The following is a 12,825-nucleotide window of genomic DNA, read 5'->3' on the forward strand; positions in this document are numbered from 1 at the left end:
CCCGGTGGGATCACCGGGTGTTGGATACAAGTCTAATGGGCGTGAGTGAGGGGGCGGGACGCGCCCGCCCCCTCACACGAACTCAGGTGAGTTCAGGAGACGCCCAGCTCCTTGGCGTTGGCCTTGAGGTCCTCGATGCCACCGCACAGGAAGAACGCCTGCTCCGGGAAGTGGTCGTACTCGCCGTCGATGATCGCGTTGAAGGCCACGATCGACTCGTCCAGCGGCACGTCCGACCCGTCGACGCCGGTGAACTGCTTGGCGACGTGGGTGTTCTGGGACAGGAAGCGCTCCACGCGACGGGCCCGGTGGACGACGAGCTTGTCCTCCTCGCCGAGCTCGTCGATACCGAGGATCGCGATGATGTCCTGGAGGTCCTTGTACTTCTGCAGGACCGTCTTGACGCGCATGGCGGTGGCGTAGTGGTCCGCCGCGATGTAGCGCGGGTCCAGGATCCGGGACGTGGAGTCCAGCGGGTCCACGGCCGGGTAGATGCCCTTCTCGGAGATCGGACGGGAGAGCACCGTCGTCGCGTCGAGGTGGGCGAACGTGGTGGCCGGGGCCGGGTCGGTCAGGTCGTCCGCGGGGACGTAGATCGCCTGCATCGAGGTGATCGAGTGACCACGGGTCGAGGTGATGCGCTCCTGCAGGAGACCCATCTCGTCGGCCAGGTTCGGCTGGTAGCCCACGGCGGAGGGCATGCGGCCGAGCAGGGTCGAGACCTCGGAACCGGCCTGCGTGAAGCGGAAGATGTTGTCGATGAAGAACAGCACGTCCTGCTTCTGCACATCGCGGAAGTACTCCGCCATGGTCAGACCCGCGAGGGCCACGCGCAGACGGGTGCCCGGGGGCTCGTCCATCTGGCCGAAGACAAGGGCGGTCTTGTCGATGACGCCCGAGTCCGCCATCTCCTCGATGAGGTCGTTGCCCTCACGCGTGCGCTCGCCGACACCGGCGAACACGGAGACACCGTCGTGGTTGTTGGCGACGCGGTAGATCATCTCCTGGATGAGCACCGTCTTGCCGACGCCGGCACCGCCGAACAGACCGATCTTGCCGCCCTTGACGTACGGGGTCAGCAGGTCGATGACCTTGACGCCGGTCTCGAACATCTCGGTCTTCGACTCGAGCTCGTCGAAGTTCGGGGCCTTGCGGTGGATGGACCAGCGCTCGCCCGTGTACTGCTCGTCGACGTTCAGCACCTCACCGAGGGTGTTGAACACCTTGCCCTTGGTGAAGTCGCCGACCGGGACGGTGATGCCGTCGCCGGTGTCGGTGACCGGGGCCTGGCGGACCAGACCGTCGGTGGGCTGCATCGAGATCGTCCGGACCAGGCCGTCGCCCAGGTGCTGGGCGACCTCCAGGGTCAGGATCTTCTTCTCGCCGGCGTTGGCCGGGTCGGCCACCTCGACGTGCAGGGCGTTGTAGATCTCCGGCATCGCGTCGACGGGGAACTCCACGTCGACGACCGGGCCGATGACCCGGGCGACGCGGCCCGTGGCCGTCGCGGTCTCAACAGTGGTGGTCATTAGCGGTCACTCCCCGCGGTCGCGTCGGCCAGGGCGCTGGCGCCACCGACGATCTCGCTGATTTCCTGGGTGATTTCGGCCTGGCGGGCCGCGTTGGCAAGCCGGGAGAGCGTGTTGATCAGCTCGCCCGCGTTGTCGGTCGCCGACTTCATCGCGCGCCGCGTGGCGGCGTGCTTCGAAGCGGCCGACTGGAGGAGCGCGTTGTAGATACGGCTCTCCACATAGCGCGGCAGAAGGGCGTCGAGGACGTCTTCCGCCGAGGGCTCGAAGTCGTACAGCGGGAGGATCTCGCCCGGGGGCCTCTCCTCCGCGACCTCTTCGAGGCGCAGCGGCAGCAGTCGGGCGTCGAGCGCCGTCTGCGTCATCATCGACACGAACTCGGTGTAGACGATGTGGAGTTCGTCCACGCCGCCGTCCGCCGTCTCCGTCTCGATGGCCTCGATCAGAGGCGCCGCGACCTTCTTGGCGTCCGCGTACGAGGGCTCGTCGGTGAAGCCCGACCACGACTCCACGACCTTGCGCTCGCGGAAGTTGTAGTGGGCCAGACCGCGGCGGCCGACGATGTACGTGTCGACCTCCTTGCCCTCCGCCTCGAGACGCGCCGTCAGCTGCTCGGCGGACTTGATGGCGTTGGAGTTGAAGGCACCGGCCAGACCGCGGTCGCTCGTGAGGAGCAGGACCGCGGCACGGGTCGGGTTCTCCGCCTCCGTGGTGAGCGGGTGCTTGGTGTTCGAACCCGTACCGACCGCCGTGACCGCGCGGGTGAGCTCGGTCGCGTACGGCGCGGAGGCCCGCACCTTGCGCTGTGCCTTGACCACACGTGAGGCGGCGATCATCTCCATCGCCTTGGTGATCTTCTTGGTCGCGGTGACGGATCGGATGCGACGCTTGTAGACCCGGAGCTGGGCTCCCATGAGTCAGGTCCCTTCCTTACGTCACTTGGCCGCGGCCGGGGCGTCCTCGCCGAGAAGCTTGCCGTCCGAGGTCTCGAACTGCTTCTTGAACTCGGCGATCGCGTCGGCAACAGCGGTGAGGGTGTCGTCCGACATCTTGCCGCCCTCCTTGATGGAGGTCATGAGGCCCTGCTCCTTGCGGTGCAGGTACTCCAGGAGCTCCTTCTCGAAGCGGCGGATGTCGGAGACCGGGACGTCGTCCATCTTGCCGGTGGTGCCGGCCCACACGGAGACGACCTGGTCCTCGGTCGGCATCGGCTGGTACTGAGCCTGCTTCAGCAGCTCGACCAGTCGGGAACCGCGCTCCAGCTGCGACTTCGACGCGGCGTCCAGGTCGGAACCGAAGGCGGCGAACGCCTCCAGCTCGCGGTACTGGGCGAGGTCCAGACGGAGGCGGCCGGAGACCTGCTTCATCGCCTTGTGCTGCGCGGAACCACCGACTCGGGAGACGGAGATACCGACGTTCAGCGCGGGGCGCTGACCGGCGTTGAACAGGTCCGACTCCAGGAAGCACTGGCCGTCGGTGATGGAGATGACGTTGGTCGGGATGAACGCCGAGACGTCGTTGGCCTTGGTCTCGACGATCGGCAGACCGGTCATCGAACCGGCGCCCATCTCGTCGGACAGCTTGGCGCAGCGCTCCAGCAGACGGGAGTGCAGGTAGAAGACGTCACCCGGGTAGGCCTCGCGGCCCGGCGGGCGGCGCAGCAGCAGCGACACGGCGCGGTAGGCGTCGGCCTGCTTCGAGAGGTCGTCGAAGATGATGAGGACGTGCTTGCCGTCGTACATCCAGTGCTGGCCGATGGCCGAACCGGTGTACGGCGCCAGGTACTTGAAGCCGGCCGGGTCGGACGCCGGGGCGGCGACGATGGTCGTGTACTCCAGCGCGCCGGCCTCTTCGAGGGCGCCACGCACGGAGGCGATGGTCGAACCCTTCTGACCGATGGCGACGTAGACGCAGCGGACCTGCTTCTTCGGGTCGCCCGAGCGCCAGTTGTCACGCTGGTTGATGATCGTGTCGACGGCCAGGGCGGTCTTGCCGGTCTGACGGTCACCGATGATCAGCTGGCGCTGGCCGCGGCCGACCGGGGTCATCGCGTCGACGGCCTTGTAGCCGGTCTCCATCGGCTCGTGCACCGACTTACGGGCCATGACGCCCGGAGCCTGCAGCTCCAGGGCGCGGCGGCCGGACGTCTCGATCTCGCCGAGGCCGTCGATCGGGTTGCCGAGCGGGTCGACGACGCGGCCGAGGTAGCCCTCGCCCACCGCGACGGAGAGGACCTCACCGGTGCGGTGCACCGGCTGACCCTCCTCGATGCCGCTGAACTCACCGAGGACGATGGCGCCGATCTCGCGCTCTTCCAGGTTGAGCGCGAGGCCGAGGGTGCCGTCCTCGAACTTCAGCAGTTCGTTGGCCATGGCCGAGGGCAGGCCCTCGACCTTCGCGATGCCGTCGCCGGCAAGGGTGACCGTACCGACCTCCTCGCGCGAGGCCGCGTCCGGCTTGTACGACTGGACGAAGTTCTCCAGCGCGTCCCGGATCTCCTCCGGCCGGATCGTGAGCTCCGCCATCTGGGTTCCCTGCTCTCCTTGTTGGGCCCGAAGTTTCACTTGGGGGGTCTGGGGGCGACCCCCAGGATTCTTCATGTACGGCCCAACCCGGGCCGTCGTAAGTACGTACTGCTTGTTCTCGACTACCGAGGTGCTAGCTCGCCATGCGGCGGGCCACGTCCTCCAGCCGGTCCGCGATGGAACCGTTGATGACCTCGTCACCGACCTGCACCCGGATCCCGCCGACGACCTCGGGGTCGACGTCGAGGTTGAGGTGCATCGCGCGGCCGTAGAGCTTCGCGAGGGCGGCGCCCAGGCGTCGCTTCTGCGGCTCGCTCAGCGGCACCGCGGAGGTGACGACGGCGACGACGCGGCTGCGGCGCTCCGCGGCGAGCTTGGAGAGGGCCTCCAGGCCCGCTTCCAGGCTACGTCCCCGCGGCGCGGTCACAAGGCGCGTGACCAGACGCTCGGTGACCGGCTTGGCACGGCCGCCGAGCAGCCGGTGCAGCAGCTCGGTCTTGGCCGGGGTGCCGGCCTTGCGGTCGGTGAGCGCGGCGCGCAGCTCGGTGCTGGAGGAGACGATCCGGCCGAAGCGGAACAGCTCGTCCTCGACGTCGTCCAGCGTGCCCGACTTCTCCGCGGCCGTGAGCTCGGCGGTGTTCGCCAGCTCCTCCAGCGCGTCCACCAGGTCGCGGGACTGCGACCAGCGGGACCGGACCATGCCGGACACCACGTCGGCGGTGGACTCGCCGACCTGGCCGCCGATCAGGCGCCGGACCAGCTCGGCCTTGGCCTCGCCGGACTGCGCCGGGTCGGTGAGGACCCGGCGCAGGCCGCCCTCGCGGTCGAGCAGCGTGGTGACGGCCGCCAGCTCGTCCGCGAGCCGCGTCGCGTCCACGGACGTCGAGTCCGTCAGCGCGTCGAGACGCTCACGTGCGGCTGCCAGTGCCTCGCGGCTCGCTCCGTTCATCGGGCCGCCTCGGCCTTCTCCTCAAGCTCGTCGAGGAAGCGGTCGATCACGCGGCTCTGCCGGGCGTGGTCCTCCAGGGACTCGCCGACGAGCTTGCCGGCCAGGTCGGTGGCCAGCTGACCCACGTCCTGACGCAGCGACTGCGCGGCGGACTTGCGGTCGGCCTCGATCTGGGCGTGACCGGCGGCGACGATCTCCTCACGCTGCCGCTGGCCCTCGGCGCGCATCTCGGCGATGAGGGTGGCGCCCTGCTCCTGAGCCTCCTGGCGCAGGCGCGCGGCCTCGTGCCGGGCCTCGGCCAGCTGCGCCTTGTACTGCTCAAGGACGCTCTGGGCCTCGGTCTGCGCGGCCTCGGCCTTCTCGATACCGCCCTCGATCGCCTCGCGGCGCTGCTCCAGAACCTTGTTGATGTTCGGAAGGAGCTTCTTGGCGAGGAAGCCGAAGACGATGACGAAGGCGATGAGGCCGATGACGAGCTCTGGGATCGGCGGGATGAGGGGGTTCTCGGCCTCCTCCGCCGCCAGCTGAACCAGGGGGCTCATATCAGTGCCTTTCGTCTAAACGTGCGCTGCGGTCGGGTCAGGAGGCCGGGTAGACGAACGGCATGACCAGACCGATCAGGGCGAGCGCCTCACAGAAGGCGAAGCCGAGGATCTGGTTGGCGCGGATCAGGCCGGCCGCCTCGGGCTGGCGGGCGAGGGCCTGGGTGCCGTTACCGAAGATGATGCCGACGCCGACGCCCGGGCCGATCGCGGCGAGGCCGTAACCGATGGAGCCGAGGTTGCCCTTGATCTGGACAGCGGCCAGGGTCTCGTGCAGAACGGACATGCCGGTTCTTCCTTCTCTTTCAATGACCGGTGGGGGTTGGCCACCGGATGTCATGGATGGACAGACAGGGAGCTCAGTGGGACTCGGCGAGCGCGCCCTGGATGAAGCTGCAGGTCAGCAGTACGAAGACGTATGCCTGGACAGCCTGGATGAAGAGCTCGAAGGCGGTCATCACGAGGACCATCACGAACGAGACACCGGAGTAGGCGATGCCGACGCCGTTGAGCATGTACCAGCTGGCAACCGTGAAGAGCAGCAGCAGGGTGTGGCCGGCGAACATGTTCGCGAAGAGCCGGACGGCGTGGGTGAAGGGCCGCACGAGCAGGTTCGAGAAGAGCTCGATCGTCATCGAGAGCGGAAGGACCGCCCCGAGCGACTTGTCGTAGCCGGTGAAGTTCTTGAAGGCGCCGACGAAGCCGTGCCGCTTGAAGGTCAGCGAGACCCACAGGATGTAGACGATCGCGGCAAGGGCGGCGGGGTACGAGATGATCGCGGTCACCGGGAACTGGGCGATCGGGATGATCGACCAGAGGTTCATCATCCAGATGAAGAAGAAGAGCGAGACGACGAGCGGGACGTACTTCTCGCCTTCCTTCTTGCCGATGGTCTCGTAGACGACACCGCGGCGGACGAAGTCGTATCCGGCCTCGGCCACCATCTGGAGCTTCCCCGGGACGACCTTCGGCCTGGCGAAGGCGGCCCAGAAGAAGCCGACGACGATGATCGACCCGAGCAGCGCCAGCAGCATCGTCTTGTTGAAGTACACGTTGCTGTCCGCGCCGCCCCAAAGCGGCTTGAACAGGAACGAGTGCAGGCCCGGAGCGACCGTGTCGAAACCGCACCCGTCGTTTCCGAACAGGTGACAGCTCGTGTCGAAAGCGAGCGTCTGCATCGGGTCAGCACTCACCGCGGGCTCCTTCAGCGTGGCGCATAGGTACGGCAACCTCGTTGTGTCGGCGCGGCGCAGGGCCGCGGTTCGGCACGGGACTGGTGTTACGGATGTGGGGGCGGCTGGGGGGCATCTCGCCTCGCGATTGAGCAGGCGTCAGCTCAGATGCCCGCGCCCGCGATGCCGCAGTTGGCACCGGACGATAGCAGCATCTCTCCTGCGCCTTTATCCCGGGCCTACCTCTCACGACGACTGCCCGGTCTTGTCGGGCTCGACGTAGAGGATCTTGGCCTTCATATGGGCACGGGTCTGGGCGCCGATCCAGGTGAGCGTGGCGGCCACGAGCACGAGGGCGAAGGCCCGGGGATTGAACAGCGTCGTGTTCTTGAACGCGGCCATGAAGATGAACAGCAGCAGGAGCTGGGCCGCGTAGAGCATCAGGCCCATCATCTGGAAGAGCTGCGGAAGCGATTTGGCAGTGCGCTGCAGAACATAGAGACCGACCCCCATGAAGAGGATCACGATCACCGTCGCGACGACGGCCCCGATCGCCCCCTTGCCGCCCGCGACGACTCCGCTGACGACGGCAGCGAGCACGCCGACGGCGGCCGTGGGTACGGCGGCCTGGGCCAGGATCCGGGCGTCATTGGACGGCATGGCGGCAACTCCGCTTTCACAGGGGGGCAGGTGTCGTCATGGACGAGCGTAGTCCCGGTCGGAGGGTCGAAGACCTCACGCTGACGGACCGTCGCAGTCGGGCCCATCGACTCTGTCCGGGGTTCTCGTGAACCGTATCACAAACTATTTGATGAGGTCTTTACCTGGTAGGTGTGCTCACTGTCACACATGAGAGTGAACATGCGCGTCTGAGCGAAAACCGAGCCGTTGTGTCTGGTATTAGGGGTCTTTGTTCCCCCACGACTTGGCAATGCTCTAGTCAGATTCTTACCTTGCGAGGGTCGACGCGGGGCCGGCGCGAGGTCAGCGGGAGGTTTCGGAAGTGCGCCGGTCCAGGATGCGCGCCCGCGGGCCCACCGCGGTCGCGCCATTGAGCCGGGCCGCGCCGGCGGGCACCGGAGAGTGGTGGCCCTCGCACGGTTCCTCGGCCTTCTCCAGCACGACGGGGGTGGCCGTCTGCGCAGTTGCGGCCGCCTGCTCGGCGGCCTCCGCGGCGGGCCCGCGGCGCCGGTAGCGCGGCGGTACGAACCGCTGGCCCCACACCGGCACGCGCGGGGTGAACCGCGGCAGCAGAAGCAGCCCCAGGCCGATCGCGCTGAGGAAGACCACACCGAGCACGATCCACATGGACGCGGAGTTCACCGAGTACGCCAGCGCCCCGAAACCGATCAGCGCCGACCAGAAGTACATGATCAGCACGGCCCTGCTGTGCGAGTGGCCGATCTCCAGGAGCCGGTGGTGCAGGTGCCCGCGGTCGGCGGCGAACGGCGACTGGCCGCGCCAGGTGCGCCGCACGATCGCCAGCACCAGGTCGGCGGCCGGCACCGCGATGATGGTCAGCGGCAGCAGCAGCGGGATGTAGACCGGCACCATCTGGTGCACCGCGTTGCGCTCGGACCCGGCGAACAGGTTCATGACGTCCGGGTCGAGCTGGCCCGTGATCGAGATCGCACCGGCGGCCAGCACCAGGCCGATCAGCATCGAGCCGGAGTCGCCCATGAAGATCCGCGCCGGATGCAGGTTGTGCGGCAGGAAGCCCAGGCACATGCCCATCAGGATCGCCGAGAACAGCGTGGCCGGGGCGGCGGCCTCGATGCCGTACGAGTACCAGATCCGGTACGCGTACATGAAGAACGCCGCGGCCGCGATGCACACCATGCCGGAGGCCAGGCCGTCCAGGCCGTCGACGAAGTTGACCGCGTTGATGGTGATGACCACCAGGGCCACCGTCAGCAGGGTGCCCTGCCACGGGGTCAGGGCGACCGTGCCGACGCCCGGGATGGGCAGCCACAGGATGGTCAGCCCCTGCATGACCATGACGCCCGCGGCGATCATCTGACCGCCCAGCTTGATCAGGGCGTCGATCTCGAACTTGTCGTCGAGCACGCCGATCAGCCAGATCAGCGCGGCACCGGAGAGCAGTGCCCGCGGCTCGTTCGACTTCTCGAAGACCTCGTTGAGGTTGGTCAGGTGGTCGGCGACCAGCAGACCCGCGCACAGCCCGAAGAACATCGCGATCCCACCGAGCCGCGGAGTGGGCTCCCGGTGCACGTCACGGGCCCGGATCTCCGGCATGGCCCCGGCCACGATCGCGAACTTCCGCACCGGCCCTGTCAGCAGATACGTCACCGCGGCCGTGATGCAGAGCGTCAGCAGGTATTCACGCACAGGCTTCCCCACAGGTCTCGCTGGCCATCACAGCCCACACCCTAGCGACGGTCGCATATGTATGGGGACTTCCGGGTAGCGACGATGGTTGCACGTGTGCCTGTAAGGCGGGCGTACAACGGCTCTACGACGCTGCGCCTACCCCGTCTCCACCGGGATACGGCGGAAATCTACCGGTGAGCTCGCGCACCTCGTCACGCACCCTCCCCACGTCCGTCGCACCGCGCAGCACCTCCGCCAGCAGGGCCGCGATCCGGGTCATCTCCCCCGCTCCCATGCCCTGGGTGGTCACGGCGGCGGTGCCCAGCCGCAGGCCGCGCGCATCCCCGTGCGGCAGGGCACAGCTGTCCAGCACGATCCCGGCGGCGACGAGCCGGCCCCGGGCGGTACGTCCGTCGACGCCCAGCGGGGCGGGGTCGGCGGTGATCAGGTGGGTGTCCGTGCCGCCCGTGGTGACCAGCAGCCCCTGGTCGGCGAGCCCGGCCGCGAGCACCCTCGCATTGGCGACCACCTGATGGGCGTACACGGAGAACGCCGGTGTTGCCGCCTCCCCGAACGCGACCGCCTTGGCGGCGATGGTGTGCATCTGCGCGCCGCCCTGTGTGAAAGGGAACACGGCCCGGTCCAGGCGCTGGGCCAGCTCGGGCGAACCGCACAGGAGCATCCCGCCGCGCGGCCCGCGCAGCACCTTGTGTGTGGTCGCGCACACCACGTCGGCGTACGGCACCGGGTTCGGCGCCGCTCCTCCGGCCACCAGCCCGATCGGATGGGCCGCGTCCGCGATCAGATACGCGCCCACCTCGTCGGCGACCTCGCGGAAGAAGGCGTAGTCGATGTGCCGGGGATAGGCGATGGACCCGCACACGATCGCCTTGGGCCGGCGGCCGCGGGCCAGCGCCCGCACCTGGTCGTGGTCGATGAGCCCGCTCTCCGGATCCACCCCGTACCCGACGAAGTCGAACCAGCGGCCGGAGAAGTTGGCCGGCGAGCCGTGCGTGAGGTGACCGCCGTAGGGCAGGCCGAGGGCGAGAACGGTGTCACCGGGGCGCAGCAGGGCGGCGTAGGCGGCCAGCACGGCGGACGAGCCGGAGTGGGACTGCACGTTGGCGTGCGCGGCGCCGAACAGCGCCTTGGCGCGGTCCACGGCGAGCCGTTCGGCGACGTCGACGATCTCGCAGCCGCCGTGGTGCCGGGCGCCCGGGTACCCCTCGGCGTACTTGTTGGAGAGCGGCGAGCCGAGGGCGGCCAGCACGGCCGGGGAGGAGAAGTTCTCGGCCGCGATCAGCTGCAACGACGTCGACTGCCGGGCCAGCTCCCCCAGCAGGATCTCCGCCAGCTCCGGGTCCTGCCGGCGCAGCGGACCGGCCTCGACGAGGGTAGGGCTGACCGACATGACGGGCTCCGGGCGGTCGACGGTGACGTACATCCAATGTAGGCCCGGGGTGGGTGGGGTGCCCGGCGTGTGCGTCGCCTCGGGCTACATCCGCGCCGGGACGCCGGTCAGCGCCGTGACCACGGGGTCCAGGGCCTCGTGTATCTCGTCGCCGATGGAACGGAAGAACGGCAGCGGGGCGCCGTACGGGTCGTAGACCTCGTCCGCCTCCGCCGTGGGGGCCAGCAGCCATCCGCGCAGCGCGGCCGCCGCACGGACCAGCGCGCGGGCGCGGACGACCACGCCCTCGTGCAGCGGGGGCAGCGTCGCCGGGTCGATCGCGCGGACCAGGCGGGTGAACTCCTTCAGCGTGAAGGTGCGCAGGCCCGCCGAGTGGCCCATGGAGATGACCTGGGCGCGGTGGTCGCGGGTGGCGGTCAGCACCAGGTCGGCGCGGATGACGTGGTCGTCGAGCAGCTCCCGCCCCACGAACCCGGTCGCGTCCGCGCCGAAGTCGGCCAGGACCGCCTCCGCGTTGGCCTCCATGGGCGCGCCCTCATGGCCCCAGGTGCCCGCGCTCTCCACGATCAGGCCGCCGCCCAGAAAGGTGCCGAGCCGGTCCGTGACGAGATGACGGGTCAGCCGCTCGGTGATCGGCGAGCGGCACACGTTGCCGGTGCTGACGTGGAGGATGCGGAAGCTGTCGCGCGGAAGCCCCACGAACGTGGTCGTGATCTCCGATGCCCGCTCCCCGTTGCCTATGCCACGCCCCGCGTCAGGGGCTGTCAATTCGCCACCTCGAGGTCGGGTACGACCTTGCGCAGTTCCTCGGCCGAGATCGCGCCCGCGCGCAGCAGCAGCGGCACCTCACGGCTGACGTCGACGATCGACGAGGGCACGTTGCCCGGGGTCGGACCGCCGTCGAGGTACACGGAGACGGAGTCGCCGAGCATCTCCTGCGCGGCGTCACAGGTCTCCGGGGACGGGTGGCCGGTGAGGTTGGCGGAGGAGACGGCCATCGGGCCGACCTCGGTGAGCAGCTCGATGGCGACCGGGTGCAGGGGCATGCGTACGGCGACCGTGCCCCGGGTGTCGCCGAGGTCCCACTGCAGGGACGGCTGGTGCTTGGCGACCAGGGTGAGGGCGCCCGGCCAGAACGCGTCGACCAGCTCCCAGGCCAGCTCGGAGAAGTCGGTGACGAGCCCGTGCAGCGTGTTCGGGGACCCGATCAGCACCGGGGTGGGCATGTTGCGGCCCCGGCCCTTGGCGTCGAGCAGGTCGGAGACCGCCTCCGCGGTGAACGCGTCGGCGCCGATGCCGTACACCGTGTCCGTGGGCAGGACCACCAGTTCGCCCCGGCGGACGGCTGACGCGGCCTCGCGCAGACCCGTCACGCGGTCGGTCGCGTCATTGGTGTCGTATCGCCGTGCCATGTCTAGCGGGCCTCCTCGTACACGAAGTACACGTACTTCCGGGACTTCCGGAGCGTCCGGGACTTCCGGGAATGGGTCTGGGGGGTGCTCACGGCAGCGCCTTGCGGGCGGTCGCGAAGCGGGGGCGGTTGTTGAGGTCCGGATGGTCGGCCGCGTCGGCCCAGCCCCGCTCCTCGGTGAAGATCCACGGCACCTGGCCGCCCTGGGTGTCGGCGTGCTCGATGACGACGACGCCGCCGGGGCGCAGCAGCCGGTGCGCGGTGCGTTCGATGCCCCGGATGAGGTCGAGACCGTCCTCGCCGGAGAACAGGGCCAGCTCCGGGTCGTAGTCGCGGGCCTCGGGGGCGACGTACTCCCATTCGGTGAGCGGGATGTACGGCGGGTTGGAGATGACCAGGTCGACATGGCCGTCGAGGTCGTGGAAGGCGTCCAGGGCGTCTCCCTGGCGCAGGTCGACCCTGGAGCCCGCCATGTTCTTGCGGGTCCACTGGAGCGCCTCCTCGGACAGCTCCACGGCGTGCACGCGCGAGCGCGGGACCTCCTGGGCGAGGGCGAGCGCGATGGCGCCGGAGCCGGTGCACAGGTCGACGATGCACGGCTCGACCACGTCCATGGCGCGCACGGCGTCTATGGCCCAGCCGACCACGGACTCGGTCTCCGGGCGCGGTACGAAGACGCCCGGACCCACCTGGAGTTCGAGGTAGCGGAAGTAGGCCCGCCCGGTGATGTGCTGGAGCGGCTCGCGCTGCTCCCGCCGGGCGATGACCTCCCAGTAGCGGGCGTCGAAGTCGGAGTTCTTGACGGAGTGCAGCGCGCCCCGCTTCACGCCGTGCACGAACGCGGCGAGCTCCTCCGCGTCGTTGCGCGGCGAGGGCACGCCGGCGTCGGCCAGCCGCTGGGTGGCCTGGGCCACCTCGGCGAGCAGCAGGTTCACGCTGGTCCTCCGTGTCGTAC

The 12,825-nt window shown here is 69.0% G+C and carries 13 protein-coding genes; all 13 read right to left on the bottom strand.

The annotated features are described in order from the left end of the window. Positions 1 to 92: 92 nt before the first annotated feature. The 13 genes from atpD to prmC all read right to left on the bottom strand — a co-directional run bounded on the left by atpD (position 93) and on the right by prmC (position 12,805). Entirely contained in the window at positions 93 to 1,529 is a 1,437-nt protein-coding gene (atpD, locus tag ACWGJB_RS26175) for a F0F1 ATP synthase subunit beta (protein WP_351710508.1), read from the bottom strand. Further along, entirely contained in the window at positions 1,529 to 2,443 is a 915-nt protein-coding gene (locus tag ACWGJB_RS26180) for a F0F1 ATP synthase subunit gamma (RefSeq protein WP_453382530.1), read from the bottom strand. The genes atpD and ACWGJB_RS26180 overlap by 1 nt, the downstream gene beginning before the upstream one ends. 21 nt (positions 2,444 to 2,464) lie before the next feature. After that, a complete protein-coding gene (gene atpA / locus ACWGJB_RS26185; RefSeq protein ID WP_360477400.1) occupies positions 2,465 to 4,054 on the bottom strand; it encodes a F0F1 ATP synthase subunit alpha in 1,590 nt (529 codons plus the stop codon). Positions 4,055 to 4,187: 133 nt separating this feature from the next. After that, positions 4,188 to 5,003, bottom strand: coding sequence for a F0F1 ATP synthase subunit delta (locus ACWGJB_RS26190; RefSeq protein WP_453382531.1), 816 nt, complete (start codon positions 5,001 to 5,003; stop codon positions 4,188 to 4,190). Next, the gene (locus tag ACWGJB_RS26195; RefSeq protein WP_351936896.1) at positions 5,000 to 5,545 is read right to left on the bottom strand and encodes a F0F1 ATP synthase subunit B; all 546 of its coding nucleotides are present in this window, start codon (positions 5,543 to 5,545) and stop codon (positions 5,000 to 5,002) included. The genes ACWGJB_RS26190 and ACWGJB_RS26195 overlap by 4 nt, the downstream gene beginning before the upstream one ends. Before the next feature lie 37 nt (positions 5,546 to 5,582). Next, on the bottom strand, positions 5,583 to 5,831 hold the full coding sequence (locus ACWGJB_RS26200; protein ID WP_067003022.1) for an ATP synthase subunit c family protein: 249 nt from the start codon (positions 5,829 to 5,831) through the stop codon (positions 5,583 to 5,585). A 73-nt stretch (positions 5,832 to 5,904) separates the two neighbouring features. After that, complete coding sequence (gene atpB, locus ACWGJB_RS26205; protein WP_453382532.1) at positions 5,905 to 6,738, bottom strand: F0F1 ATP synthase subunit A; 834 nt, start codon at positions 6,736 to 6,738, stop codon at positions 5,905 to 5,907. Positions 6,739 to 6,963: 225 nt separating this feature from the next. Then, positions 6,964 to 7,377: a hypothetical protein gene (locus ACWGJB_RS26210; protein ID WP_453382533.1), complete on the bottom strand. Its 414-nt coding sequence runs from the start codon at positions 7,375 to 7,377 to the stop codon at positions 6,964 to 6,966. A gap of 324 nt (positions 7,378 to 7,701) precedes the next feature. Beyond that, entirely contained in the window at positions 7,702 to 9,066 is a 1,365-nt protein-coding gene (locus tag ACWGJB_RS26215; protein WP_453382534.1) for an MraY family glycosyltransferase, read from the bottom strand. A 124-nt stretch (positions 9,067 to 9,190) separates the two neighbouring features. Next, complete coding sequence (locus ACWGJB_RS26220; protein ID WP_453382535.1) at positions 9,191 to 10,459, bottom strand: serine hydroxymethyltransferase; 1,269 nt, start codon at positions 10,457 to 10,459, stop codon at positions 9,191 to 9,193. An 84-nt stretch (positions 10,460 to 10,543) separates the two neighbouring features. Continuing rightward, positions 10,544 to 11,227, bottom strand: coding sequence for an arsenate reductase/protein-tyrosine-phosphatase family protein (locus ACWGJB_RS26225; protein ID WP_453382536.1), 684 nt, complete (start codon positions 11,225 to 11,227; stop codon positions 10,544 to 10,546). After that, entirely contained in the window at positions 11,224 to 11,871 is a 648-nt protein-coding gene (locus tag ACWGJB_RS26230) for an L-threonylcarbamoyladenylate synthase (RefSeq protein WP_450767267.1), read from the bottom strand. Before ACWGJB_RS26230 ends, ACWGJB_RS26225 begins: the two co-directional genes overlap by 4 nt. An 88-nt stretch (positions 11,872 to 11,959) precedes the next feature. Beyond that, positions 11,960 to 12,805: a peptide chain release factor N(5)-glutamine methyltransferase gene (prmC, locus tag ACWGJB_RS26235; protein WP_360477373.1), complete on the bottom strand. Its 846-nt coding sequence runs from the start codon at positions 12,803 to 12,805 to the stop codon at positions 11,960 to 11,962. Between the last annotated feature and the right edge of the window lie 20 nt (positions 12,806 to 12,825).

This window comes from Streptomyces sp. NPDC054813, assembly GCF_053611365.1.